This window comes from Antribacter soli (assembly GCF_021568775.1).
GTDB lineage: Bacteria > Actinomycetota > Actinomycetes > Actinomycetales > Cellulomonadaceae > Antribacter > Antribacter soli.
Map to the genome: position 1 here is coordinate 151,567 of NZ_JAKGSG010000034.1, position 26,173 is coordinate 177,739.

Annotated in this window: 17 protein-coding genes; 9 read left to right on the forward strand and 8 right to left on the reverse strand. The window is 74.8% G+C overall.

What is annotated here, in order from left to right; translation table 11 throughout:
• Positions 1-28 precede the first annotated feature (28 nt).
• From L1785_RS12365 to L1785_RS12380, 4 genes are all read right to left on the reverse strand, one after another.
• On the reverse strand, positions 29-5,506 hold the full coding sequence (locus L1785_RS12365) for a non-ribosomal peptide synthetase/MFS transporter (protein WP_236089570.1): 5,478 nt from the start codon (positions 5,504-5,506) through the stop codon (positions 29-31).
• On the reverse strand, positions 5,503-10,464 hold the full coding sequence (locus L1785_RS12370) for a non-ribosomal peptide synthetase (RefSeq protein ID WP_236089571.1): 4,962 nt from the start codon (positions 10,462-10,464) through the stop codon (positions 5,503-5,505). The genes L1785_RS12365 and L1785_RS12370 overlap by 4 nt, the downstream gene beginning before the upstream one ends.
• A gap of 207 nt (positions 10,465-10,671) precedes the next feature.
• Entirely contained in the window at positions 10,672-11,454 is a 783-nt protein-coding gene (locus L1785_RS12375) for a fumarylacetoacetate hydrolase family protein (protein ID WP_236089572.1), read from the reverse strand.
• Positions 11,455-11,565: 111 nt separating this feature from the next.
• Entirely contained in the window at positions 11,566-12,474 is a 909-nt protein-coding gene (locus L1785_RS12380; RefSeq protein WP_236089573.1) for a class I SAM-dependent methyltransferase, read from the reverse strand.
• 87 nt (positions 12,475-12,561) lie between these two features.
• On the opposite strand from L1785_RS12380, the gene L1785_RS12385 reads away from it, so the two are divergent.
• Complete coding sequence (locus L1785_RS12385; RefSeq protein ID WP_236089574.1) at positions 12,562-13,734, forward strand: heparan-alpha-glucosaminide N-acetyltransferase domain-containing protein; 1,173 nt, start codon at positions 12,562-12,564, stop codon at positions 13,732-13,734.
• Here the strand turns inward: L1785_RS12385 and L1785_RS12390 are convergent.
• Positions 13,703-14,617, reverse strand: a complete 915-nt coding sequence (locus tag L1785_RS12390) for a PhzF family phenazine biosynthesis protein (RefSeq protein ID WP_236089575.1) — start codon at positions 14,615-14,617, stop codon at positions 13,703-13,705. The two genes, L1785_RS12385 and L1785_RS12390, sit on opposite strands and share 32 nt — an antisense overlap.
• 28 nt (positions 14,618-14,645) lie before the next feature.
• On the opposite strand from L1785_RS12390, the gene L1785_RS12395 reads away from it, so the two are divergent.
• The 7 genes from L1785_RS12395 to L1785_RS12425 all read left to right on the forward strand — a co-directional run bounded on the left by L1785_RS12395 (position 14,646) and on the right by L1785_RS12425 (position 20,714).
• Positions 14,646-15,608, forward strand: coding sequence for an aldo/keto reductase (locus L1785_RS12395; protein ID WP_236089576.1), 963 nt, complete (start codon positions 14,646-14,648; stop codon positions 15,606-15,608).
• 16 nt (positions 15,609-15,624) lie between these two features.
• Positions 15,625-16,467 (forward strand): CE1 family esterase, encoded by an 843-nt coding sequence (locus L1785_RS12400; RefSeq protein WP_236089577.1) that lies wholly within the window; start codon positions 15,625-15,627, stop codon positions 16,465-16,467.
• Between the two features lie 47 nt (positions 16,468-16,514).
• Positions 16,515-17,450 carry a 3-methyladenine DNA glycosylase gene (locus tag L1785_RS12405; RefSeq protein WP_372461861.1) on the forward strand — a complete coding sequence of 312 codons (936 nt, stop codon included), beginning with the start codon at positions 16,515-16,517 and terminating at the stop codon, positions 17,448-17,450.
• A gap of 54 nt (positions 17,451-17,504) precedes the next feature.
• Positions 17,505-18,044 (forward strand): DUF4240 domain-containing protein, encoded by a 540-nt coding sequence (locus L1785_RS12410; RefSeq protein WP_236089578.1) that lies wholly within the window; start codon positions 17,505-17,507, stop codon positions 18,042-18,044.
• Between the two features lie 164 nt (positions 18,045-18,208).
• The gene (locus L1785_RS12415) at positions 18,209-18,985 is read left to right on the forward strand and encodes a lytic polysaccharide monooxygenase (protein WP_236089579.1); all 777 of its coding nucleotides are present in this window, start codon (positions 18,209-18,211) and stop codon (positions 18,983-18,985) included.
• A gap of 99 nt (positions 18,986-19,084) precedes the next feature.
• Positions 19,085-19,876, forward strand: a complete 792-nt coding sequence (locus L1785_RS12420; protein WP_236089580.1) for a phosphotransferase — start codon at positions 19,085-19,087, stop codon at positions 19,874-19,876.
• A gap of 19 nt (positions 19,877-19,895) precedes the next feature.
• Positions 19,896-20,714, forward strand: coding sequence for an aminoglycoside 3'-phosphotransferase (locus L1785_RS12425; RefSeq protein ID WP_236089581.1), 819 nt, complete (start codon positions 19,896-19,898; stop codon positions 20,712-20,714).
• 84 nt (positions 20,715-20,798) lie between these two features.
• Here the strand turns inward: L1785_RS12425 and ybaK are convergent, their stop codons facing one another.
• Entirely contained in the window at positions 20,799-21,308 is a 510-nt protein-coding gene (ybaK, locus tag L1785_RS12430) for a Cys-tRNA(Pro) deacylase (protein ID WP_236089582.1), read from the reverse strand.
• Positions 21,309-21,365: 57 nt separating this feature from the next.
• On the opposite strand from ybaK, the gene L1785_RS12435 reads away from it, so the two are divergent.
• Positions 21,366-22,121 carry a sulfite exporter TauE/SafE family protein gene (locus L1785_RS12435; protein ID WP_236089583.1) on the forward strand — a complete coding sequence of 252 codons (756 nt, stop codon included), beginning with the start codon at positions 21,366-21,368 and terminating at the stop codon, positions 22,119-22,121.
• A 4-nt stretch (positions 22,122-22,125) separates the two neighbouring features.
• Here L1785_RS12435 and L1785_RS12440 read toward each other — a convergent pair whose 3' ends face one another.
• Positions 22,126-23,337, reverse strand: a complete 1,212-nt coding sequence (locus L1785_RS12440) for an SGNH/GDSL hydrolase family protein (protein ID WP_236089584.1) — start codon at positions 23,335-23,337, stop codon at positions 22,126-22,128.
• 108 nt (positions 23,338-23,445) lie between these two features.
• Positions 23,446-26,118, reverse strand: a complete 2,673-nt coding sequence (locus tag L1785_RS12445) for a DEAD/DEAH box helicase (RefSeq protein ID WP_236089585.1) — start codon at positions 26,116-26,118, stop codon at positions 23,446-23,448.
• Positions 26,119-26,173: the final 55 nt, after the last annotated feature.

Sequence of the window (26,173 nt, forward strand, 5' to 3'; positions counted from 1 at the left end):
CCGGGGCCTGGCGCCCCCGCACCGGCCGTCATGCGCCCCGGGCGTGGGCGAGCTCGCGGTCGGCGGCCGCCTGGAGGGCCTCCCGGTCGCCGGCGATCTCGGCGTCGGGCACCGCGTCGGGCAGCCGGAGGTCCATGTCGCGCAGGGGCGGGAAGAGCAGGCCCAGCACGCCCCACACCGCGAGCACCGCTCCGACGATCACGAGCGTGAGCCCGAGGCCGTCGACGCCGCCCGGGCCGCCGGTGCCCCAGTGCGCTCCCACCCAGGCGCTCGCCGGCCCCACGGTGAGGAAGCCCAGCGGCATCATCGCGGTCGCGAGCATCTGGTTGGTGGCCAGCACGCGGCCCTGCAGCTCGAGGCCCACCTTCGCCTGGATCAGCGAGAGCCAGTGGGCGTTGAGCACGAGGAGCGCCCCGTACACGCCGAACAGCCCGGCGGCCTGGACCACCGGCGACGACGTCACGCCGAGCACGACGACGGCGAGCCCGAGCACCGAGGTGCCACCCACCATCCCGAGCGCCCTGCGCCGGGTGCCTCCCCACAGCGCCATGACGAGGCCGCCCGCGAGGGCGCCCAGCCCGCCGACGCCGGTGACGACGCCGAGCACCTGCGGCGAGTGCTCCGCGAGCACGAGCGGCGTGGCGAGCGTGACGGGGAACGTGAACAGGTAGTTGAACACCACGAAGAACACGACCATCGCGACCATCTCGGGCCGCCGCAGGATGTAGCGCCACCCGCCGGTCACCTCGCCGAGGAAGCCCTCCTCGCGGCGGACCCACAGCCGGTCGGGGAAGCGGACGACCGCGACGACGGCCACGGCGAGCACGAAGGTCACGACGTCGACGCCGACCACGACGGGCAGCCCGAAAAGCCCGACGAGCACGCCGCCGACGAGGGCGGCGACGAGATCACCCGCGTTGAGCCCGAGGCCGACGAGGCCGGCCGCCTGCCCGAGGTAGCGCTTCGGCACGAGCTGGGTCACCGCGGCGAGGTACGCGGGTCGCTGGAAGGCGTTCGCGAGGGCTCCGACGGCGGCGTAGAGGTACACGAACCCGACGTCGAGCCCGCCGGTCGCGAGGAGCACGACGAGCGCCGCCGTCATGGCCCCCGCGACGCCGTCGGCGACGAGCATGACGCGCCGCCGGTCGAACCGGTCGGCGACGGCTCCGGCGAACGGCAGCGCGACGATCGACGGCAGGACGGCCATCACGGAGATCGTGGCGAACGCGCTCACGGACCCCGTCTGCTGCAGCACCCACACGCCCAGCGCGAACGACGTCAGGCCGGTGCCGATCATGGACAGCAGCTGCGTGAGCGCCACCCACAGGAAGGTGCTCAGCCGCGCCTCGGCGGCTGCCGGCGGCGGCGTCGAGGGCCGCACGCCCCGCCGCCATGCGCTCACCCGGTCGGCGAGCAGCCGGGCGAGCTCCGGCGCCTGGTGCCGGGCGAAGAAGTGCCCGGCACGAGGGACCACGGCCAGCTCGACGTCGTCGGCGAAGTCACGCCACTCGTCGAAGCGCTCGGTGTACAGCTCGGTGGAGCGGTCCCGCTCCCCCACCACGCACAGCACGGGCGCTCGCAGGCGTGGCCGCTCCTCCGCGGGCACGGCGTACCGGGCCGTGTAGTACGACTCCGCCTCCCGGTTGTCGTGCCGCAACGCCTGCATGAGCTGCGCCTGGTCGGCGGCGTCGAGCGCGTCGGTGAAGCCGCCGAGCGCACGCAGCGACTCCAGGTAGGCGCGGTCGGATACGAGCCGGTCCGCCGGGAACCACCGGTGCAGCAGCTCTACGAGCCGGCTCGGGATGCGCGCGGCGGGGAACGTGCCCGCCTCGACGACGCCGAGCACGGGCGTCCCGGCCGCCTCGAGGCGCAGCGCGGTCTCCATGGCGAGCGCCCCGCCGAGGCAGTGCCCGTAGAGGACGACGGGGCCGTCGAGGGACTGGATCTCCTCGGCGAGCTCGGCGGCGACCTCGGGGACGGGCCGGTTCGGCTCGCCGGACCGCGACGTGTCGTGGCCCGGCAGGTCGACGCCGTGGAGCACCATGCCGTCGGGCAGCTCGGCCGCGAGCGGGGCGAACGCGACCGGCGACCCGCCACCGAAGGGCACGGCGACGACGTGCACGGTCGCCCCGGGGGCGCGGCCCCCGCCGCCGGGGGCGGGCCGCCGCAGCGTCCGCAGCAGCCCGCCCTGCGCCGAGGAGCGCCCGGCAGCCCGCTCGTCGAGCAGCTGGGCGAGCCCGCGGACGGTGGGGTGCGCGAACACGTCCACGACGCTGACGTCGCCGTCGAGAGCGCGCACGACCCGGACGGTGCTGAACGAGTCGCCGCCGAGGTCGAAGAAGTCGTCCTCGGCGCCGACCTCCGCCAGGCCGAGCACCTCGCGCCACGCCCCGGCCACGCGCAGCTCGGTCGGGCCCTCGGGTGCGACGGACCCCGCAGCAGGCCCGGCGACCGGCGCGGGCAGCGCGGCCCGGTCGATCTTGCCGTTGGCGGTCAGGGGCAGCCGGTCGAGCAGCACGACGTCGGCCGGGACCATGTAGTCGGGCAGCCGCTCGCGCAGGTACACGCGCACCGCCACGTCGAGCCCGGCCGCCACCGGGACGGAGGGCACCAGGTAGGCGACCAGCCGGCGTCGGCCACCGTCCTCGCGGACCACGACGGCGGCGTCCGCGACGCCGGGCGCGCCGGCCGCGCACCGCGCGACCTCTCCCGGCTCCACCCGGTAGCCCCGGATCTTGACCTGGTCGTCCACCCGCCCGAGGAACTGCACGTCCCCCGTGGGCAGGAGCCGCACGCGGTCCCCGGTCCGGTACGCGACCTCGCCCGTCGGCGCGCCGCCCCGGACCTCGGGGACGAAGCGCTCGGCGGTGAGGTCGTCCCGGCCGAGGTAGCCGCGGGACACGCTCGGCCCGGCGAGGCGCAGCTCGCCCGGGACGCCGACGGGCAGCGGCCGGCCGGCGTCGTCCACGACGTGCGCGCGTGTGCCGGGGAACGGCCGCCCGAGCGGCACGACCGGCCCCGCCGTGCGCGCCGGGTCCGTCAGGTGGCCCGGCGCGGGCGGTACCTCGCGGCCCAGGGTGGACACGGTCGTCTCGGTTGGCCCGTAGTGGTTGTGCAGGCGCAGGGCGGGGGCGGCGGCCCGCACCCGGTCGACGAGGTCCCAGGGCAGCGCCTCGCCCGCGAGGACGAGGAGCTCACGGGGCAGGACTGCGCCTGGCAGGGAGTCGTCCCACAGCGCGGCGAGGTGGCTCGGCACCATCTTCACGGCGTCGACGCGGAAGGCGGCGAAGTAGGCCGCGACCTGCTCCGGGTCGGTGGCCTGCTCGTAGGCGAGGACATGCAGCCGGCCGCCCGTCGTGAGCGCGCCGAGCACGTTGGTGAGGCCGAGGTCGGCGGCGAGCGTCGACATCGTGGCCCACGACCACCCGTCGGCGAAGGACACCTTCTGCCGCAGCCCGTCGAGGTAGGCCGCGAGGTGCCGGTGCTCGACGGCGACGCCCTTCGGCGTCCCCGTCGTCCCGGACGTGAACAAGACGTAGGCGAGGTCGTCCGACGCCGGTCGCCTGCGTCCCGCGGCACGGCCCGGTCGGGCGTCACCCGCCTCGTCCGGGAGCGCGACGACCCGCAGGCCGTCGGGGACGCGCCCGCGCAGGTGCTCAGGGGCGACCACCGCCGCGACCTCCCCGCCCGCGAGGACGGCCGCGACGCGGGAGTCCGGGTAGGTGGGGTCGGCCGGCACGTACGCGCAGCCCGCCTCCCAGGCGCCGAGCATCGTGACGACCGCGTCGGCCGACCGCTCGGCGAGCAGGCCGACGCGGTCACCCGGGCGGACTCCGGCGTCGTGCAGCGCTGCGGCCAGGCGCACGGCCCGATCGCGCAGCCCGCCGTACGTGAGGTCGGCGCCGCCGCTGGTGACGGCGACGGCGTCCGGCGTGCGGTCCGCCCACGACCAGACCCGCTCCAGGACGGTCGGGCCGACGGGCGGGGCGGCGACGTCGGCTCCGGTGAGCGCGTCGAGCGCGGACCGCTCCGCACCGGTCAGGACCGGCAGCACCGCGACGGGTGCGTCCAGGCCGGCAGCCATCCCGGCAAGCACCTGCTCCACGTGGCCGAGCAGCCGCTCGACCGTGGCCGGCTCGAACAGGTCGGCGAAGTACTCGACGCTCACCTCCAGGTCGCCGTCCGGGTCTCCCGTCGCGAGCGTCCCCGCCGCATGGATCGCCAGGTCGCACTGGGCGTGCTCGCCCGGCACACCCAGCACCTGGGAAGCGACGCCCGGCAGCCGCAGGACCGGCTCGGCCTCGGTGTGCACGGTCAGGCTCACCTGGTACAGGCCGGTCGTGGTGGCGGACGCCCCCGCACCGCGGGCCCGTACCGCCTCCACGACCTCCTCGTAGCCCACGCTCTGGTGCGCGAGGCCGCTCAGCACGACGTCGCGCACGTGCTCGACCAGGCCGCGCACCGTCGTGCCGTCGCCGCTGCGGGTGCGCAGGGCCAGCGTGCCGACGAAGCAGCCGACGAGCGGCTCCAGCTCGGGTCGTGTCCGGCCCGCGACCGCGGTGCCGACGACGACGTCCGTGGTCCCCGCCCAGCGCCCGAGCACCACGTGCAGGGCCGCGAGCAGCACCATGTACGGCGTCGTGCGGGTCTGCGTCGCGACGGCGTGCAGGGCGCGAGCGGCAGGCCGGGCGAGCTGCCGCCCGACCTCCCCCGCCCGCGGACCGGCCTGCGCCGAGCGCGGCCGGTCGGTCGGCAGCCCCAGCTCGGCGGGCGCGGCGTGCAGGTGCTCCGTCCAGTAGGCGAGCGAGGCGCCCTCCCGGCCCTCGGGCAGGCTGCGGTAGTACGTCACGTCGGCGAGGTCGAGCGCGAGCGGGGCGAGCTCCTCGCCCCGGTACAGCGCGCCCAGCTCGGCGAGGAGAATGCCGAGCGACCAGCCGTCGCAGGCGACGTGGTGCACCGAGAGCACGAGGACGGCGTCGGGCCAGGGCCCTTCGCCGGCGTCCGCGGCCCCGTCTGACCCCTCCTCCGCGACACGCAACAGGGTCAGGCGCCACGGCTGGTCGGCCGCGAGGTCGAACGGCGCGTTCGCGACGCGGCGCACGTCCTCGGCGAGCGTGGCCTCGGTCGTGAGGCCGGTGCGCACGCCGTCGGCCGGCTCGTCGTCCACCTCGGCGACGGGCTCGGCCTCGAGCTCGACGATGCGGGTGCGCAGCACCCGGTGGCGGCGGACCAGGGCGAGGATCGCCTCGCGGAGACGGCCCGGGTCGACGCCGTCGTGCCCGTCTGCCCCGGTCGCGCGGAGCCGCACGGCGACGGGCACGATGAACGGGTCGGCCCCCGGCGTGAGCTGCCGGGCGAACCAGAAGCGTCGCTGCGCGGACGAGAGCGGCTCGGTGCCCTCGGGCCGCCGCGGGATGGGCCGCGGCCGGACGTCGGCCCCGTCGCCGCGGCGCTGCCGCCGTTCCCGGGCGGCCGCGAGGCGGGCCTCGAGCGCCGAGCTCGTCACAGGCCCGCCTCCTCGAGGTCGGCCAGGAGCAGCGCCTCGACGGCGCTCGCGAAGTCCGCCAGGACGGGCGCGTCGAACAGCACCCGGACGGGCACCGTCAGCTCCAGGTCGTCGCGCAGCAGCGCGACGAGCCGGGTCGCGAGCAGCGAGTGCCCGCCGAGCGCGAGGAAGCTGTCCCGCCGCCCCACGCGCTCGACGCCGAGCACCTCCGCCCAGACGTCGGCGACCACCTGCTCCACGTCCGTCGCGGGCGCCTCCCAGGGGACGTCGGCCGGACGGGCCTCGGCCGGTGCGGGCAGGGCCCGCCGGTCGACCTTCCCGTTCCCGGTCAGGGGCAGCGCGTCGAGCACCACCCATGTGCGGGGGACGTAGGTGGCGGGCAGGGTCTGGGCCAGCCGCTCCTCGAGCGCCGCCGTGTCGAGGCCGCCCGGCCCCGCGACGACGTACCCGACGAGCCGCGCGCCCGGCGTGCCCGCGCCGTCCACGCCCACGGCGCTCGGCGCGACGCCGAGCCGCGCGAGCGCGGCCTCGATCTCTCCCGTCTCGATGCGCACGCCGCGCACCTTGACCTGCCCGTCGGAGCGCCCCAGGCACTCCAGCGCGCCGTCGTCGCGCCAGCGCCCCAGGTCGCCTGTGCGGTAGAACCGGCCTGCCGGGGCGAGCCCCGCCTCGCGGAGCCACGGCAGGTCGCGGAACCGGTCCGCGGTGAGCTCGTCCCGGTCGTGGTACCCGTCCGCGACGGCGTGGCCGCCGATCCAGACCTCGCCGGTCACGCCGGGCGGGACGGGCCGCCCGTTCGTGTCGAGCACGTGCACGACGGCGTTGGCGAGCGGGCGGCCCACCGGCACGCTCCCCGACTCTCCGTCCGCCGGCGTGATCCGGTGCGCGGTCGCCCAGATCGTCGCCTCGGTCGGCCCGTACACGTCCCAGGCCGCGCCGCACGCCGCCGCGAGGCGGGCCGCCAGCACGGGCGGGACCGGCTCGCCGCCGACGAGCGCGCGCAGCGCCGGGTCGCCCCGCCAGCCCGCCTCGAGCAGGACGTGCCACCCCGAGGGGGTCATCTGCACCACGGTGCAGCCCGCGAGCCGCGCGGCCAGCACGAAGCCGTCCTTGACGGTGGCCTCGTCCACGACGCGCACGGCAGCCCCGCGTGCCAGCGGCAGCCAGATCTCCAGGCCCGAGATGTCGAACGACGGCGTCGTCACGTACGCCATCGCGTCGCCCGGGCCGAGGGGCAGCACGTCGTCGAAGGCGTCCAGGAGGCTCGCGAGCGCGGCGTGCCCGACGGTGACGCCCTTCGGGCGGCCCGTGGACCCGGAGGTGTAGATCCGGTAGGCGGCCCCGCTGGGCGGACCCGCCGGGGAGGCCGGCGCCGGCGCCCCGTCCCACGCGGCCGGGTCGTCGGCGAGCAGCTCCTCGAGCTCGACCCGCAGCCCCTCCTCGACCTCCGGGCACGACCGGTCGGCCAGGAGGACCGGCACGGCGGAGTCGGCAAGCGTGTCCGCGAGCCGCGCGACGGGGTGGTCGGTGTCGACCGGCAGGTACGGCCGCCCGGCGAGCCAGGCGCCGAGCATCGCGGCGATGCCCCGGGCACCGCGCCGCGCGCCCACCGCTACCGGGTCGGGACCGCGCCCGGTCCCGGACGCGAGCACCGCGGCGACGGTGCGCGCCCCGGCGACGAGCTGCCCGTAGGAGACGGCGCCCAGGACGGGGTCGTCGACGGCGAGAGCGTCGGGCGTGGCGGCGGCCTGGGCGAGCACCTGCTCGGCGACCGTGCGCCCGGCCCCGGCCCGGACGACGTCGGCCCCGCTCAGCGCCGCCAGGCGCTCCCGCTCGGCGGGCGTGGTCCATTCGAGCCGTGACACGCGCGTCTGCGGGGCACCCGAGCCGGCGAGGAGGAGGGTGACGAGCTGGTCGAGCAGGCGCTCGGCCTCCTCGGGGCGGAAGCGGTCGCGCGCGAACTCGAGGGCGACGTGCGGGTGCGTGGGGTTGTCGCCCTCCCAGAACAAGGTGACGTCGCCCTTCGCGCCGCCGTTGTCGCGCTCGCGCACGAAGGACCAGGTGACGTCCGCAGCGGTGATCGCCGGGACGGCGCGCTGCATCGCGACCGTGAGCAGCGCGGCCCGGCTCGAGCCCTCGCGGCGCAACCCGGCGCCGCTCACCACGTCCGTGAGCGCGGGCAGGCCCACCTCGAGGTCGCGCGCGGTGTCGGCGGCGACGCGCGCGGCGAGGTCCGCGAACGCAGGGTCGTCGTCGAACCGGCAGCGGACGACGACGGAGCCGAGCAGCAGGCCCACCGTGTCCTCGATGTCGACGTGACCTCGTGCGCCCACGGAGCCCACGAGAGCCACGTCGGTGCGGCCGGTCTCCCGGTGGATCCGGGTGGCGGCCGCCGCGGTGACCACGGCGTAGGCGCTCGTGCCCGTCGCGGAGACGAGGTCCCGGACGGCCGAGACCTCGTCGGGGCCCAGCGAACGCTCGACGCGCCCGCCGTCCCAGGTGCCGTGGCCGGGCACGTGGCCGCCCGGTACGTCCTGGTCACGAGGCAGGCCGGCCAGGCGCTGCGCCCAGTGGGCGCGGACCGCGTCCGCGCGCCGCGCCTCGTCGGCGGTGACCCAGCGGGCGGCGTCGTCGAACGTGAGGCGCGGCGCGGGCGGGACCGGCGCCCCCTCGGCGAGCGCCTGGTGCACGGCCGCCAGGTCACGGAGGAACGGCTCGGTGGACAGGCCGTCGAAGGCGATGTGGTGCACGTGGACGAGAAGGGTGGCCTCGTCGCTCTCGCGGACGAGCAGCGCGCGCAGCAGCCCCCCGTCGGCGGCCGGCATGGGGGTGCGGGACTCGGCGTCCAGGGCGCCCCCACGCCGGGTGGCGGCCTCCCCGGCGGGCAGGCCGCGCAGGTCCACGACCTCGAACGGCACGGGGCCAGCCGGGCGGCGGACCGCCGTCTCGCCGTCGAGCACCGCGGTGCGCAGGACGGGGTGCCGCAGGGGCATCAGGTCGAGCGCGCCGCGCAGTGCGTCGGCGTCGACCGGCCCGGTGAGCCGGACCTCCAGCGGCACCGTCCACACCGCGCTCTGCTCGCCGGCGAGCTGCTCCCCGACCCAGAACTCGTGCTGGGCACGGGTCGGCTGCGCGACGTCGTCGAGGTGCACCAGGGGTGCGTCCGCCTCGGCGGGCCGCTCGCTCGCGCCGGGCAGAGCGGCGGCCTGGTCGCGGACCGTCGCGTGCTCGCGCAGCGCGGCGAGCGTCAGCGGCCGGCCGGCCCGGCGCAGGCGGCTCGCGACCGCGGCGGAGCGGAGCGAGTCGCCGCCGAGCGCGGTGAACGCGACATCGGCCGGGACGCCGGGCAGGCCGAGCGCCTCGGCCCAGACGGCGGCGACGAGCTCCTCGTCGGGCCCGGACGGCGCGGCCCCGGCGTGAGCCGCACCGTCAGCGACCGGCCCGGCACCGCCGAACAGGATCACGGGCAGGGCTGCGCGGTCGCGCTTCCCGTTGGGCGTGCGCGGCAGGGCGTCGAGGACCACGAGCCCGGCGGGGACGTACGCCTCCGGCAGGGTCGCGGCGACGGCGGCCAGCAGGTCGGCCCGGAGCGCGTCGGGATCGGTCGCACCAGGCGCCTCGACGAAGGCGACGAGGCGCTTGCTCTCGTGCTCGCCCTGGACCACGACGACGCAGTCGTCGACGAGCGGGTGCTGATCGAGCACGGCCTCGATCTCGCCGAGCTCGATGCGGTGGCCGCGGATCTTCACCTGGAAGTCGGCCCGCCCGTGGTAGTGCAGCGTCCCGTCCGGGTCGCGGCTGACGAGGTCGCCCGTGCGGTACATGCGCCCGCCGCCCGGGGCGGGGAGGAAGCGCTCGGCGGTGAGCTCCGGGCGGTGCAGGTACCCGCGGGTGACCTGCGGGCCGGCGATGTACAGCTCGCCCGTCGCGCCGTCGGCCACCGGGATGCCGTCCGGGGCGAGGACGTGCGCCTCGACCCACGCGAACGGCCGGCCGATGGGCGGCTCGCCCGTCCCGCCGCGCTCGACCTCGGTCCCCACCTGCCACGTCACGCACTCGGTGGGCCCGTACAGGTTGAGGACGCGCCCGACGCCGGCGTCGTACACCGCGTCGGCGACCGACCGGGACACGGCGTCGCCGGTGAGCACCGCGGTGCGGACCGTGGCGGGCAGGTCGCCGCCCCGGGCGAGGGTCGCGGCGACGGCGGGGACCATGACGACCAGGCGCACCCTGTCCCGCGCCGGGACCTCCGGGAGGGCGAGACCGTTCTCGGCGACGATCACCGTGCCCCCGAGCGCGAGCGTCCCGAAGATCTCGAAGACCGACAGGTCGAAGCTGAGCGACGTGCTGAACAGCACGCCCGAGAGCTCCTCCGCGGTGAAGACGGTCCGCAGGTGGTCCAGCATCGCGACCGTGTTGCGGTGCTCGAGCACCACGCCCTTGGGCCGGCCGGTGGAGCCCGACGTGTAAATCACGTAGGCCGCGTCCGACGGGCGGGGGCCGGGCAGCGGCGAGCCGCCGAAGGCCCCGTCATCGGGCGCCGTCGCCTCGACGTCCACCAGCCGCACTGCCGCGCCCGACGCCGCGACGAGCTCGCTCGCGAGCGCCGCCGTGCCGCCGCTGACGGCCATCGCGCGCGGCTGCGCGTCGGCGACGATCGTGACGAGACGCTCGTGCGGGTAGGCCGGGTCCAGCGGCACGTAGGCCGCGCCCGCGCGCTGGATGCCGAGAACCGCGGCGATCATCTCCGCGCCGCGGGGCAGGCAGACCGCGACAAGGTCCTCGCGTCCCACCCCCTCCCGCGCCAGCCGGCGGGCGAACCCGTCGGCGAGCGCGTCGAGCTCCGCGTACGTCAGCTCGCGAGTGCCGTCGATCACGGCGACCCGCCCCGGGGTACGGGCGGTCTGGTCCTGGAAGAGGCCGACGAGGGTCGTGTCGGCCAGGTGCTCGTGCGTCATGTGCAACTCCCACGCCGGCCCGTCCGTCGGCCCGGCTTCGACTCCTGGATAGAGAGCGTGTGCCTGGCCACGAAGTACGTACCTGTGGAAGTTGTCCTGAATGCGCCCCCCTGGCCCGGAAGACTTTAAGCAGTTATGCCCAAATACGGCAATGGGCACTTGTCCCCATGGAGCGGTCAGCCAGGGATGACGCGGGGTCCCGGGGGGTCAGTCCCGCCGCACCACGGGGTTGGAGAGCACGCCGAGGCCCTCGACCTCGCACTCGACGCGGTCGCCCGGGGCGAGGAGCCCCACACCCGCGGGCGTGCCGGTGAGGATGACGTCGCCCGGCAGCAGCGTCATCGCCTCGGAGATGTACGAGACGAGGAACGGCACGTCGAAGACGAGGTCGCTGGTGCGCCCGTCCTGCCGCTTCTCCCCGTTGACGCGGGAGCGCACGGCCAGGTCCTCGATGTTCAGGTCCGTGTCGATCCACGGGCCGATCGGGCACGACGTGTCGAAGCCCTTGGCGCGCGCCCACTGGCCGTCGGTGCGCTGCGCGTCGCGCGCGGTCACGTCGTTGGCGACCGTGTAGCCGAGGATGTAGGCAGGCGCCGACTCGGGCGTCACGTCCTTGCAGACACGGGAGATGACGACGGCGAGCTCGGCCTCGTAGGAGACCTCCTCGGAGAACCCGGGCAGCACGATCGGGTCGTCGGGGCCGATCACCGACGTGTTCGGCTTGAAGAACAGCAGCGGGCTGCGCGGCACCTCGTTGCCCATCTCCCGCGCGTGGTCCGCGTAGTTGCGGCCGACCGCCACGATCTTGGAGCGCGGGATGACGGGCGCCAGCAGGCGCACTCCGTCCCCGAGCTCGATCCGCTCGCCGGTCGGCATCGCCGGCATGTACAGCGGGTCCCCGCCCAGCACGGCGAGGTACGTCCGCTCGCCCTCCTGCTGGACGAGGGCGTAGCGGGGGTCGTCTCCGGTGGTGAATCTCGCGATACGCACGGCCTCAGCGTACGTGCGACTGCGCGCAGTGCCCATGTGCGCCCGAACGCTGCGCTCGCCTCCGGGCGGGTGCCTCGTTCCTCGGCCCCCACCCTTCACCTCGCTCCGCGCTCAGGCGCGGACGAGCACCTCGCCGTTGAGGACCGCGAACCACCCGTCGGGCTGCTGCGCCCAGTCGAGCCACCCGTGCGCGAGCTGCTCCAGCCCCACCTCGTCCGCGAGCGCCGACTCCGTGGCCTGCACGGCGAAGTTCGACTGGGTGCACCGCTCGGCCCACAGCCCGCCCCACCAGGCGCGGTCGTCGGGCGTGGCGTAGCACCACACGCTCGCCGACGGGACGATGCCCGCCGGGTCGAAGCCGGCGTCGCGCACCCAGGAGAGCAGGCGGCGGCCGGCGTCGGGCTGGAACCCGTACGCGTGCGTCACCTCGTGGTACAGGATGTTCCACTCGGTGAGCGCGGCCGACTCCGGGTACCACGTCATCGCGGCGTAGTCGGCGTCGCGCACGGCGATGATCCCGCCGGGCTTGGCGACGCGCCGCATCTCGCGGAGCGCGGCGACGGGCTCCGACAGGTGCTGCAGCAGCTGGTGGGCGTAGACGACGTCGAACGTGTCGTCCTCGAACGGCAGCTCGTACGCGTTCGCGTGCTCGAAGTGGATGTTCTTGGTGCCGTGCGCCTCCGCGAGGTCCCGCGCGGCCTGGAGCACCTGGTCCGACGCGTCGACGCCGACGACGGTGCCGTCGGCAAGGCGCTCCGCGAGGTCGACGGTGACGGTGCCCGGCCCGCAGCCGACGTCGAGCAGCGACATGCCCGGCCGCAGGTGGGGCAGGAGGAACTCCGCCGAGTTCGCCGCGGTGCGCCGGCGGTGCGAGCGCAGCACGGACTCGTGATGGCCGTGCGTGTACGACTCCGATTCCTTGGTGAGGTCGGTGCCGTGGGACCCGCTCGGGGCGTCGATGGCGTCCACAGGGTCGGCGCCCGCAGGGGTCACGGGCTCGAGTCCGGCGCTTCCGTTCATGGCCGAACCCTAGAGCCCTTGCCGGGGGCACACACCCGTGTTCTCACCCATCGGGACAGGGCGCCCAAAGCGCGGCAGGATGCGTCCGTGCCGAACAAGCCGCTGGACAACCTCCTGGGCGAGCCGGGCCGGATCCCCGGCCTCGACGTCGCGCGCGGCATCGCCGTGCTCGGCATGTTCACGGCCCACGTCGGCGTCACGTCCGACGACGCGTCCACCCTTGCCGGCTGGCTCTCCCTCGCGCACGGCCGGTCGTCCATCCTGTTCGCCACCGTCGCGGGCGTCTCGCTCGCGCTCGTCACGGGGCGCAGCGAGCCGCTCCTCGGCCGAGCCCTGGCCGACGCCCGCGCCCGGCTCCTGGTCCGGGTGGTCCTGCTGCTCGCGCTCGCCGCGGTCCTCGACCTGCTCGGCACGCGGGTCTTCCTGATCCTCGGCTTCTACGCCGCGTACTTCGTGCTCGCGCTGCCGTTCCTGCGGTGGCCCCCCGCACGGCTCGCGGGGCTCGCGGCGGCGGTCGCCGTCGTCGGGCCCGTGCTGGTGCTCTACGGGCCCGAGCTGCTCGCCCGGGGCGGCTTCCGCCTGCCGCGGGACGGCTCGGGCGCCGTCACGGACTTCCTCCTCACGGGCCACTACCCCGCCCTCGTGTGGATGGCGTACGTCTTCGCCGGGCTCGCGGTCGGGCGCTGCGACCTGCGGTCGCCCGTCCTGCGTCTGTCGCTCGTCGCGGGCGGCCTCGGCCTGGCGGTGGTCTGCTCGGCGCTCTCGGCGGCTCTGGTGCCCGACACCGCGTCGCTCGAGTACTCCCTCACCCTGTCCTCGAGCCAGGAGGCGGGGACCCAGCTCGCCTGGGACGACCCGTGGCCGCCGTCGGCCGCCCTGTGGCTGGCCTCCGCGCACTCCGACAGCGTCCTCGAGGCGTTCGGGTCGGGCGGCTTCGCCCTCGGGGTCCTCGGGCTGTGCCTCTCCGTGGGGCGGATCGGCTCCCGGGTCCTCGCGCCGCTCGCCGCGGTGGGCGCGCTCGCGCTGACCGTGTACTCGGCGCAGATCGTCGCGATCTGGTGGTGGACCCGCACCTACTGGGACCTGCTCGACCCCGCCACGAACGTCCCGCTCGGCACCATCACGCTCGTGACGCTCGCCGCCGCGACCGCGTGGCGCGCATTCCTCGGGCGCGGGCCTCTGGAGCGGCTGTTCGCCTGGGTCGCGAGAGCCACGGTCCCCGGCGCCGTCAGAGCGACACGGTCCCCTGAACCGTCGTGACCGTGTCCCCGGCGACCCACACCGTTCCGTCCTCCGTCTTCTCCAGGTAGACCCGACCCCGGCGACCGAGCACCGTGCCCTGCGCGGCGACGTAGCGGGCAGGGAGCTCGCCGCCCGCGAGCCACTCGGCCAGGCCCGCGTTGAGGCTCCCCGTGACCGGGTCCTCCGGGACGGCCAGCGCGGGCACGAACGCCCGCACCTCCACGTCGGCGCCAAGACGCTCACGGTCGGCCGCGGTGTGCCTACCGACCACGCCGATCTTGAGCTCGCCGAACGCGGCGAAGTCGGGGCGCAGCTCCAGCACCGCGGCCGCGTCCCGCAGCCGCACACCGATCCACCCCGGGCCGTTGTCGATCCACTCGGCCGCGAGGATCTCGTCCACCGGCAGGCGCAGCGCGCGGGCCACCTGCTCGACCACTTCCGGCCCCGCCTCGCCCGACCGCAGGAGCGGCGGGCCGGCGAACGCGAGGCGCGTGCCGCCGCCCTCACCCCACGAGGTGTCCTCGCTGCGCTGAGGTACTTCGCGGGGACCCCGAGGATCGGGCACCGTGAGCCGGCGCAGCCGGACCAGGCCGACGCCGCACTCCTGGACCACGTCCTGCCCGGCGGGCGTGCCGCCCGCCTCCAGCCACGCGTGGGCGCTGCCCAGCGTGGGGTGGCCCGCGAACGGGAGCTCGCCGCCCGGGGTCCAGATGCGCAGGCGGTAGTCGGCAGCAGGGTCCGTGGGCGCGAGGAGGAACGTCGTCTCCGACAGGTTCGTCCAGCGGGCGAACGCCGCCATCTGCTCGTCGGTGAGGCCGTCACCGCCGTGCACCACGGCCACGGGGTTGCCGCCCGTCGCGGTTCCGGAGAAGACGTCGACCTGGCGGAAGGCGAGAGGCATGGCCCCACGGTAGTCATAGGGTCGGACCATGACCGACACCACCGTGCCCCTCCGCCGTCTGGGCCGTACCGGGCTCTCCGTGTCCGCCGTCGGGCTCGGCTGCAACAACCTCGGCCGCCCGGGCACCGCGACCGAGACAGAAGAGGGCACCACCGCCCTGATCGACGCCGCGATCGAGGCCGGCATCACGCTCTACGACACCGCCGACGTGTACGGCGGCCGCCCCGGCCGGTCCGAGGAGCTGCTCGGCGCTGCGCTCAAGGGCCGGCGCGACGACGTCGTGGTCGCCACCAAGTTCGGCGGCGACCTGCGCGGCGCGAACGGCCCGGACTTCGGGGCCCGCGGGTCGCGCCGGTACGTCGTGCGCGCCGTCGAGGCGTCGCTGCGCCGCCTGCAGACCGACTGGATCGACCTGTACCAGTACCACTGGCCCGACGGCGCCACCCCGTTCGACGAGACCCTGTCCGCGCTCGACGACCTCGTGCGGGCCGGCAAGGTGCGTTACGTGGGGAACTCCAACCTGCGCGGCTGGCAGGTCGCCGAGACCGAGCACCTCGGTCGGGCGATCGGGACGCGGTTCGTCTCCGCCCAGAACGAGTACTCGCTCCTCGCGCGCGGCATCGAGAAGGAGGTGCTGCCCGCCGCCGAGGCGTACGGGCTCGGCCTGCTGCCGTACTTCCCGCTCGCCAGCGGGCTGCTGACCGGCAAGTACGCCGCCGGGTTCGCGCCGGCCGGGTCGCGGCTCGCCGCGCGGCCCGAGCGACTCGCCGCCGCCCCGTGGGAGGCCCTCGCGCGGCTGCACGCGTTCTGCGAGGTGCGCGGCATCGAGGAGGTCGACGTGGCGTTCTCCTGGCTGCTCTCGCGGCCCGCCGTGTCGTCCGTCATCGCCGGCGCCACGACGCCCGAGCAGGTGCGCCGCAACGCGCGCGCCTGGTCCTGGGCGCCCTCGGCGGAGGACCTGGCCGAGCTGGACGAGATCTTCCCGGCCTGAGACGGAGGCGGACGCGATGCGAAGAGCGTGGTCGGTCATGGCGGCGGCCCTGCTCCTCGCCGCGTGCACGGGACCGGCCGAGCCGGACGGCGCCGCGCCCTCCCCCGGCCCGGCGCTCACCCGGGCCGCCGGCGTCGACCTGCCCGCCGGTGACACCACCGTCGAGCTGGACGGGGGCCCACGGACGTACACCGTGCACGTCCCCGAGACGCTCGGCGGCCCCGCCCCGCTGGTGCTCGCGCTGCACCCGCTCTCCGGGTCCGGCGCCCAGCTCCAGGCCTTGTCCGGCTGGGACGACCTGGCCGACGCCGAGGGCTTCGTCGTCGTCTACCCCGACGGCATCGGCGGATCGTGGAACGCCGGCGGGTGCTGCGGTGCCGCCGTCCAGCAGCAGGTCGACGACGTCGCCTTCCTCACCGCGGTCCTGGTCCAGGTCGAGGCGAGCCTCGACATCGACCCCGACCGCGTCTACGTCACTGGCTTCTCGAACGGCGCCATGATGTCGTACCGCCTCGCCTGCGAGACCAGCCGCTTCGCCGCCCTCGCACCGGTGGGCGGCGACCTGCGTGTCCCGTGCGCCGACCCTCAGCCGGCATCGGTGCTGCACGTGCACGGCCTCGCGGACAGCGTGGTCCCGTTCCAGAGCTCCGACACCCCCTGGCTCGAGGCCGGCGAGTGCGGCGAGGCCGTCGCCACGGCCGTCGGCCCCGTGCACACGAGCACCGCCGCGTGCGCCGACGACCGCACGGTCGAGGTCGTCACCCTCACCGGGGTCGGCCACGTCTGGCCGTCCACGGCCGACGGGTTCGACACGCTGTCCGCGGTCTGGGCCTTCTTCGAGGAGCACCCCGCGCCCTGAGGGCCCCCGGGTCCGGCCCCGTCCGGCGCAGCACCTACCCTGGACGGGTGACCACGACCCTGCCCGAGGCGTCCGCACGCGGTGCGCGGGACGTCGTCGTGCACCCGGTCGAGGCGTGGGAGGCGCTCGCGGAAGCGCACGCCGCACGCGCCGACGTGCTCACGGCCGTCTGGCGCGAGGCCCGCGCCGCGGGCCGCAAGCACGCGATCGAGGACTTCCTCTTCACGTACTACCCCACCCGCGCGGCGCAGCTGCGCCGCTGGCACCCCGGTCCCGGAGTGGTTCTCACGCTGCCCGACGCCGGTGGCTCGCCCGAGGCCGACGACCGCACCTCCTGGCGGTGGTACCGCCAGGACGCGGGAGCCGTGACGCTGGACGTCGCGGCGTACCTCGCCGACCGGGGCGACACCGTGCGGTACGTGCGGTCCCTGCTGACGGCGACGGCATCGCGGCCGGGGACCTTCGGCTGCTTCGGCCTGCACGAGTGGGCGATGGTCTACGGCGACCGCGCGGCCGGTCGCGACCACCGGCACCCGCTCCCCCTGCGGCTCGGGCACGACGGGACGGACGCCGTGGTGGAGTCGCACCCCGTGCGGTGCTCGCACTTCGACGCGTACCGGTTCTTCACGCCCGAGGCGACGGACCGCAACCAGCTCCGGCCGACGCGGGCCGCGCAGGTCGCGATGGAGCAGCCCGGCTGCCTGCACGCCAACATGGACCTCTACAAGTGGTGCCTCAAGCTGGGCCCCGGCGTGCCGGGCGACCTGCTGCTCGATGCCTTCGAGCTGGCCCGCGACATCCGCTGGACCGACATGGCGGCCTCCCCCTACGACGTCTCCGCCTACGGGGTCGAGGCCGTCGAGATCGAGACACCGGACGGCAAGGCGGAGTACGTCCGCCGCCAGCGGGACTACGCCGAGCGCGCGGACGCCCTGCGCCATCGGATCATCGACACCTGCGACAGGCTGCTCCAGCACGCCTGACTCGGGCTACAGAGACGCCGGGCGTGTCAGTGGTGCCTGGCACGATCCGACTCCATGACGACAGACGAGTTCTGGGCCCTGGTCGAACAGGCCCGTTCGGCCGTGCCTGACCCGGCCGACGCCGACGAGGTCGCGGCTGAGGCCGCCCGGATCCTGGCCTCCCGGCCCGAGCCGGAGATCCTCGGTGCCGAACGCGCACTGACCGAGCTGATGCACGCCTCGTACCGCACGGACCTGTGGGCGGCGGCCTACACGATCAACGGCGGCTGTTCCGACGACGGCTTCGACTACTTCCGCGGGTGGCTGATCGCGCAGGGCCGCACCGCCTTCGAGCGCGCGGTCGCCGATCCCGACTCGCTCGCTCACGTGCCCGCGGTGCAGGTCGCGATCAGTGACGAGGAGTACCTCGAGGGTGAGTCGATGACGGCGCTCGCGTGGACCGCCTGGGAGCTCACGACCGGCGACGAGAACCTGCCCGAGGACGAGGAGGACGAGCCCGGCAGGCTTCCCGACCTGCTCGACTGGTTCGACTTCGACGACGCAGACGAGGTCGCCCGCCGCCTGCCCGCCCTCAGCGTTCTGGTCGAGGGCTGAGCAGCGGGCGGCCGCACACGGGAGGCCCTGCGGCGCGGCTACGCACCCCCGCGTATACGAGTTCACCCTAATTGTCACCGACGCGAACTTTTCCTACGGTCATGGAGCACGACCTCTGCAAGGAGGAGGCCAGGAAACCTTCACGAGACAATGAGGTGAGCCCCATGAGAGCCCTCCTGCACGCCACCCTGCCACGGCTGTTGCTCGCAGCCTTCGCCGTGGTCGCTCTCGCGGCCGCGGCGCTGTTCACCAGCGCCGTCGCCGCGCCGCCCGAGCTCACGCCTTCCGCGTCGGCCCACGGCTGGATCACGTCGCCGCCCAGCCGGCAGGACCACTGCGCCAAGCACACGGTCACCTGGAGCTGCGACGGCGTCGAGTACGAGCCGCAGAGCGTCGAGTCCAGCAAGGGCTCCTTGCTCTGCTCAGGCGGCACCCGGTTCGTCACCCTGGACGACAACGCGCTCGCCTGGCCCCGGACCACCGTCGCGAGCAGTCAGACCTTCACCTGGACGCTGACCGCCCGGCACCGCACGTCCACGTGGGAGTACTTCGTGGACGGGCAGCTCTTCAAGACCGTCAACGACAACGGCGCCACACCCGGCGCGACGGTGACCCACACGCTCACCGGTCTGCCCTCCGGCAACCACACGATCCTCGCCCGCTGGAACGTGTACGACACCAACAACGCCTTCTACGCGTGCGTCGACGTGAACGTCGGGGGGTCGGGCAACCCCAGCCCGACACCGACACCGACGCCAACCCCCACGACCCCGCCGACAGGCTCGTGCGACTACCCGGCGTGGAGCGCCACCACCACCTACGTGAGCGGCGACCTGGTGGCGTACCAGGGTCGTGAGTACCGGGCCAGGTGGTGGACCATCGCCGAGATCCCGTCGCAGAGCGGCGAGTGGGGCGTCTGGGCAGACCTCGGCGTCTGCTGACGCCCGCCGGAGCGGCCGTCCGGGGGCCCGCACCACGCCCGTGAACTGCTATCACCGGCGCGGTGCGAGGCCCCCGGCGCGCCATGCAAGGATGTCGGCGTGTCGCGAGCACTCCTCGGTGTCCGGCCAGCGCCCGTCGAGGTGCCGCCGGCCGTGCGAGCCCTCACCGGCTGGGCCGTTGTTACCCCCGTGTGGCGCAACGAGCTGGGCGGCCTGACCTTCCGCCTGGACGAGCCGGGTCGTGCCCTGCGACGCGCCCGCTACCTCAAGTGGGTGCCGCGCGGCAGCGCCTGCCCGGACCCGGCCGCCGAGGGGGACCGGCTGCACTGGGCGGGCCCCCATGCCGCCGTGCCGCGCGTGCTGTACCAGGGCCTGCGGCCCGAGGGGGCCTACCTCGTCACGGAGGCGATCGACGCGACGTCGGCGATCGAGCAGCACTGGGTCGCCCGGCGCGAGCACGCGGCGCGGGTGATCGGCGCGGGCCTGCGCTTCCTGCACGACTCCCTGCCGGTCGACGGCTGCCCCTTCGACTGGTCGGCCGCCTCCCGCGCGGCCGCCCTGCCGGCGCGCGTCCGCCGTCGGCTACCGCCGGCGCCCGAGCCGGACCTGCTCGTGGTCTGCCACGGCGACGCCACCGTGCCGAACACCCTCCTGCGCGACGACGGGACGTTCGCCGCGCACGTCGACGTCGGCGAGCTCGGCGTCGCGGACCGCTGGGCCGACATCGCCGTGACGACCCGCAGCGTCACCCGCCGTTACGGACCGGGCCTGGAGGACGTGGTCCTGGAGGCCTACGGCGTCGGACCGGACCCGCTGCGCACCGCCTACTACCGCCGCCTGTGGGACGCGGTCGAGACGTGGCGCCTCGGGCGGGTCCGCTCGGCAGGTTGAGACGTGCCAGGATCGTGATGTGACCGCACCCGTCCTCTCGGAGATCCCCGTCGGCCCCGTCGCGGTCCCGCCGCAGGTCGGCGCACTCGCGGGCGACGACCTGATCACCCCGGTCTGGCGCAACCAGCTCGGCGGCCTCACGTTCCGCCTGGACCCGCCGGACACCTCGGGTGCGCACGCGCGGTTCGTCAAGTGGTCGCCGACGTCGGCCGGGCTGGACCTGCGGCACGAGGCCGGACGGCTCGCGTGGGCGGCCTCGTGGACGCCGGTGCCGCGCGTGCTCGACTCCGGCGAGGACGAGGCGGGCCAGTGGCTGGTGACCGCCGCGCTCGAGGCGAGCTCCGCCGTCGTGCCGCGGTGGCAGGCCCGGCCCGAGACCGCCGCCCGGGCGATCGGGGCCGGGCTGCGCGCCCTGCACGACGCCCTGCCCGTGGCGGAGTGCCCGTTCACGTGGAGCGCCGAGGAGCGCGTGGCGCGGGCGGAGGCGCGGTTCGCCGCGGGCGAGGGGCCCGAGGCGTGGGCGGCCGAGCACCAGCACCTGACCGCCGCCGAGGCGCGCGCCCGGCTGGCCGACGTGCCCGACCTGACAGGCCCGGTCGTCTGTCACGGCGACGCCTGCGCGCCGAACACGCTCCTCGCCGAGGACGGGTCCTGGGCCGCGCACGTGGACCTCGGGCGCCTCGGCGTGGCGGACCCGTGGGCGGACCTGGCCGTCGCCACCTGGAGCACCGAGTGGAACTACGGCCCCGGGTACGACCACCTCGTGTACGAGGCGTACGGCGTCGAGCCGGACCCGGAGCGGATCGCCTGGTACCGGCTGCTGTGGGACCTGTCCTGAGGCAGGCCTCCTGCGAGGGTCCAGGCGAACCAAGATCGGCGGAGGCCAGGACGGCCCTGAGGCAGGCCTCCCGCGAGGGTGAGGTCAGTCCCTAGCGATCGGCGCCGTCGTGCCGCCCGTGAGGCGCAACAGGTCCCCGGGAGCGAGCCCGACGTCGAGGCCGCGCCGCCCGCCGGAGACGTACACGACGTCGTAGGCCTCGGCCGAGTCGTCGAGGACCGTGGCGTGCCGCTGCTTCTGGCCGAGCGGCGAGATGCCGCCCACCACGTACCCGGTGGCACGCTCGGCCGACGCCGGCTCGGCCATGATCGCCTTCTTGCCGCCCGCCGCCTTCGCGAGCGCCTTGAGGTCGAGCTTTCGGTCCACGGGGACGATGCCCACGACGAGCCGCCCGTCCACGTCGGCCAGCAGCGTCTTGAAGACCTGCGTGGCAGTCACCCCGATCGCCGCGGCGGCCTCGAGGCCGTAGCCGAGGTCGCTGCCCGGGTCGTGCTCGTACGGGTGGAGCGTGTGCGCGACGCCTGCCTTCTCGAGGGCGACGATCGCCGGGGTGCCGCCGTGAGTGCCGGAGGCGTGCTTGCTCTTCTTGGCCACGGCCCGATTCTCCCCCGGCCCGACGGGTGCCGCGCAGCCCTCGCGTACGGTGGGGTCGTGCTCGCCCTCCTCATCCTGGCTTGTGTGGTGGGCGGGGCCCTCCAGCGCGTGACCGGGATGGGCTTCGGCCTGGTCGCCGGGCCGTTCATCGTGCTCCTCGTCGGGCCGCTCGAGGGCGTGCTGCTGGTGAACCTCGTGGGCGCGGGGAGCGCGCTGCTGATCCTCGCGCGGGTCTCGCGGGGCGTGGACTGGCGCCGGTACGCGTGGCTCGCGACGGGCTCGGTCACAGCGAGCGTGCCCGCGGCGCTGCTCCTGCGGCAGGCGAGCGGACCCGTGCTGGAGGCCACCGTGGGGCTGGTCGTGGTGCTCGCGATGACGCTCGCCCTCGTCACCTCGCGGCTGGCCGGGAGCGAGCGCCGGTTCCGCACGGAGGCGCGCCCGCCGCTGCTGCTCACCGGGCTGGCGAGCGGCTTCGGGAGCGTCGCGGCGGGCGTCGGCGGGCCTCCGCTGGCTGTCTACGCGGTCCTGGACCGGTGGGACACGCTGCGGTTCGCGGCCACGGCGCAGCCGTTCTTCCTGACGAACGCGGTCGCTGCCATCGTGGCGAAGCTGGTGTTCACGGATGCGTCGTTCCCCGCGCTGTCCGCGTGGGAGTGGGCGGCGATCGCGGTCGCCGCGGCCGCCGGGATCGGGCTGGGCGAGCTGCTCGCACCGCGCTTGTCCCGCGAGGCCACGCGCCGGGTCCTGGTGGTCCTCGCCTATGCGGGCGGGGTCGCGACCCTGGTGCGTGGCCTCGCGGGCTCGTTCGCCTGAGCGGTCAGCCGAGCGTCATCCGCGGCTCGCCGTTCACCAGCCCGGTGCCGGCGATGGTGCAGGTCCCGCCGCGCGGGGCGCCGTTGTTCCACGCCTGCCGCACGCACGAGCGCATGGCGAGCTGTGCCCAGTAGTTCGGGTGGAGCGACTCCTGCACGTAGTACGTCGGGCCGATCGTCGAGACGGTGCGGATCTGGTTGACCCACTCGGTCCGGTCCACGGCGTTCGCGGAACGCCAGTCGGCGACGCCGACCTCCTCGTACAGGCCGACCGTGTTCTCGCACAGCCGGCGGCCGTTGAACGCGCCCTGCAGCTCGAGGACGCGGGAGTTGGTCACACCCGAGTCGGTCAGGGCGCCGCGCACGGCCCCGTTGATGGTCGGCAGGGCGGTGCTGTTGGCCCAGTCCGCGTCCCTGTTCCAGAAGCCGCAGCCGCCGGTGAACTGGCGCGTGTACCCGGACTCGGAGTAACGGATTGCCGAGCCGTTCGGGAGCGGCGACGGGTAGGTCTGGACGAGCATCGTCCATGCGGTGTCGGCGTACCCGGCGTTGCGCATGGCGGTGCGGACGTTCTGGAACGCGGCCGCGACGCGGGCGCGCACGGCGGCCACGTTGGCGGACGTGAAGTTCGCGGTGACGGAGCTGTCGTCGGAGCAGTAGTCCTTCCACCAGCTCGGCGAGGCGAGGAAGTCGGTGACGCACTGCTGCACGATCGACGCGAAGCCGAAGTCGTTGCCGCCCACCTGGACCACGACCATGCGGACGTTGTTGGTGGTCGCGAACTCCTGGAGCATCAGCGCCTGGCCCTTGTTCGTGCCGCTGGCGTAGAAGTCGAGGCCCGGCTTGAAGTAGCCCTCGCTGGTGGTGTGCGTGGCGGCCTTCGCACCGCTGCACGCGAGGTTGAGGCCGTTGACCCCGCCCCCGACGTAGGCCTCGGCTGCGCGCGAGCGGTGGCACCGGTTGATGGTCTCGCCGGTGCCGGTGGCGTTGTCGAAGTACGCGGTGGAGCCGAGCGCGTCGGCGCGCGCGGACGAGGAGTTGGAGCTGCCGGCCCATCGGCCGGCCTCCCCAGAGATGTACGAGTCGCCCAGGGTGACGACCCACGGCGTTCCTGAGCCGGGACCGTCGGCTGCGGCCGGCGGCGCGACGGCGACGAGGGTGGGCGCGAGCAGGGCGAGGGCGCCGATGAGCACGGCGGACAGACGAGTGGACGGCATCGTTGACTCCGTTCGTCGAGCGTCTCCGGGTCGCGACGCTGCGCCCGGACGCTATCGACGGAATCTTATGTTCTGTCCACGCTTAGGTAAATACTTACTAAATATCAGTTAGATCTGACCCACGCCCAGCACCGTCAGCACGACCTCGCCCGCCTCGTCGCTCGCGGCCAGGTCGACCAGCACCGTGACGGCCCAGTCCCGGTTGCCGTCGCGGTCGTCGAGCACCTGGCGCACCCACCACGTCCCCGGCTCCACGCGGCCGCCGTGCGGCAGCTCGGCACCCGGCTCGATGAACGCCAGGAGCCCGGAGGCACGAGCCGCCGGGCCGATCCCGATCGCGTCGTCGCCCTGCTCCTCGAACAACGGGTCGAGGGCCTCGGCCCAGTCGTCGCCCGACCAGCCGCCACCCAGCGCGCCCAGGATGTCGTACGCCTCGCGGGACGCGAGCTCCACACGGCGGAACAACGCGTTGCGCACGAGCCGGCGGAACGCGCGCGGGTTGCCCGTCACCGGTCGGGCCGGCGCCTCCCCCGCCTCGGCGAGCGGCCCGCTCGTGAGCATGTCCGCGTCGTCGTCGACGGGGTTCGCCAGGCGCTCCCACTCGTCGAGCAGCGACGAGTCGACGCCGCGCACGAGCTCGCCGAGCCACTCGACGACCTCCTGCACCTCCTCGGTGCGGTGCTCCTCCGGCACGACCTGGCGCAGCGCCCGGTACGCGTCCGCGAGGTAGCGCAGCACCACCCCCTCGGTGCGCTCCAGCCCGTACACGGAGACCACCTCGGCGAACGTCATCGCGTGCTCGACCATGTCGCGCACCACCGACTTCGGCGACAGCTCCGCGTCCGCGACCCACGGGTTGCCCGCGCGGTAGGTGCGGAAGGCGGGCTCCAGCAGGTCGGCGAGCGGCTGCGGCCAGGTCACGTCCTCCAGGAGCGCCATCCGCTCCTCGTACTCGAGCCCTTCGGCCTTCATCGCGGCGACCGCCCCGCCGCGCGCCTTGTTCTGCTGGCCGAGCAGCACCTGACGGGGGTCGTCGAGCGTCGCCTCGATGATGCTGACCACGTCGAGCGCGTGCGTGGGGCTCTCCACGCCGAGCAGGTCCATCGCGGCCAGCGCGAAGGGCGACAGCGGCTGGTTCAGCGCGAAGTCGCGCGGCAGGTCCACGGTCAGGCGGACGCTCGGGCGCCACCCCTGCGGGCGGGTCGCGTCCGGGACGCGCACCTTCTCGACGACGCCGGCGACGCGCAGGCTCCGGTAGATCCGGAACGCCTGCCGCACGTGCTCGGCCTTCTTGCCGTCCGTGTCGTGGTTCGCGGTGAGCAGGTGGCGCATCGCGTCCACGGGGTCGTGGTCGGTGGCCGACGGCGACCCGCCGCGACCCGCCCGCGCGAGGACGTTGAGCACCATCGCGTGCGTGACCCGGAAGTTGCTGGTCAGCGGCTCGGGGTCGGCGTCGCGCAGGCGCTCGAACGTGGAGTCCGTCCAGTTGACGGAACCCTGCGGCGCCTTCTTGCGCACGATCTTCTTCAGCTTCTTCGGGTCGTCGCCCGCCTTCTCGAGCGCCTTGCGGTTCTCGATCACGTGGTCGGGCGCCATGACGAGCACCTCGCCCACGGTGTCGAACCCGGCGCGGCCGGCGCGGCCCGCGATCTGGTGGAACTCGCGCGCCGTGAGGTGGCGCATGCGCTCCCCGTCGAACTTCACCAGGCTCGTGAGGAGCACCGTGCGGATCGGCACGTTGATGCCGACCCCGAGGGTGTCCGTGCCGCACACGACCTTGAGCAGGCCCTGCTGGGTGAGCCGCTCGACGAGGCGGCGGTACTTGGGCAGCATCCCCGCGTGGTGCACGCCGACTCCGTGGCGGAGGAACTTGCTGAGCGTCTTGCCGAAGCCGGTGCCGAAGCGGAAGGCGCCGATCTCGGCCGCGATGGCCTCCTTGTCGGCCTTCGACGCGACGTTCATCGAGAGCAGCGCCTGCGCGCGCTCCACGGCGTCCTTCTGCGTGAAGTGCACGACGTACACCGGCGCGCGGCGCGTCTGCACCAGCTCGTCGATCACCTCGGTGAGCGGCTCGACGACGTAGGAGAACGTCAGCGGGACGGGTCGTTCGGCGCCGGTGACCTCCGCGACCGGGCGTCCGCTGCGCTTCTCCAGGTCCTCCGCGAGGCGCGACGTGTCGCCCAGCGTCGCCGACATCAGGAGGAGCTGCGTACGGGGCAGCTCGAGGAGCGGCACCTGCCAGGCCCAGCCGCGCTGCGGGTCGCCGTAGAAGTGGAACTCGTCCATGACGACCTGGGTGATCGCGTCCTCGCCGGTGCGGGCGCCGCCGTCGCGCAGTGCGACGTTCGCCAGGATCTCGGCCGTGCAGCAGATGATCGGGGCGTCCGGGTTCACCGAGGAGTCACCCGTCGTCATGCCGACGTTCTTGGACCCGAAGGCCGCGACGAGGTCGAAGAACTTCTCGCTGACCAGCGCCTTGAGCGGGGCCGTGTAGTAGGTGCGACCCCCGCGCCCGGAGCGGAAGGCCGCGAGCGCCGCGAACTGGGCACCCATCGCAACCATCGACTTCCCCGAACCGGTGGGGGTGGCGAGGATGACGTGCGAGCCCGAGACGAGCTCGATGAGCGCCTCGCTCTGGTGCGGGTACAGGTCCCGCCCGCCGGCCGACGCCCACTGCGAGAACCCCTCGAAGAGCACGTCGGGGTCGGGGTCCTTGCCGGTCGGAGCGGGCAGGTACGGGACGAGGGTGCCGGCGGGCTTCGGCGTGGCGGGGGACGTCATGGTGCGCCCATTGTCGCAGCCTGCCGGCTCTCCCCCGCCTGCACCGCGAGCGCGG

Bases quoted from the DNA above. Each gene is read 5' to 3' on its own strand.
- L1785_RS12415 (WP_236089579.1), top strand. From the start codon at position 18,209: ATGAGAGCCCTCCTGCACGCCACCCTGCCACGGCTGTTGCTCGCAGCC.
- L1785_RS12440 (WP_236089584.1), bottom strand. From the start codon at position 23,337: ATGCCGTCCACTCGTCTGTCCGCCGTGCTCATCGGCGCCCTCGCCCTG.
- L1785_RS12380 (WP_236089573.1), bottom strand. From the start codon at position 12,474: ATGAACGGAAGCGCCGGACTCGAGCCCGTGACCCCTGCGGGCGCCGAC.
- L1785_RS12370 (WP_236089571.1), bottom strand. From the start codon at position 10,464: ATGACGCACGAGCACCTGGCCGACACGACCCTCGTCGGCCTCTTCCAG.
- L1785_RS12390 (WP_236089575.1), bottom strand. From the start codon at position 14,617: ATGCCTCTCGCCTTCCGCCAGGTCGACGTCTTCTCCGGAACCGCGACG.
- L1785_RS12400 (WP_236089577.1), top strand. From the start codon at position 15,625: ATGCGAAGAGCGTGGTCGGTCATGGCGGCGGCCCTGCTCCTCGCCGCG.
- L1785_RS12445 (WP_236089585.1), bottom strand. From the start codon at position 26,118: ATGACGTCCCCCGCCACGCCGAAGCCCGCCGGCACCCTCGTCCCGTAC.
- L1785_RS12410 (WP_236089578.1), top strand. From the start codon at position 17,505: ATGACGACAGACGAGTTCTGGGCCCTGGTCGAACAGGCCCGTTCGGCC.
- L1785_RS12395 (WP_236089576.1), top strand. From the start codon at position 14,646: ATGACCGACACCACCGTGCCCCTCCGCCGTCTGGGCCGTACCGGGCTC.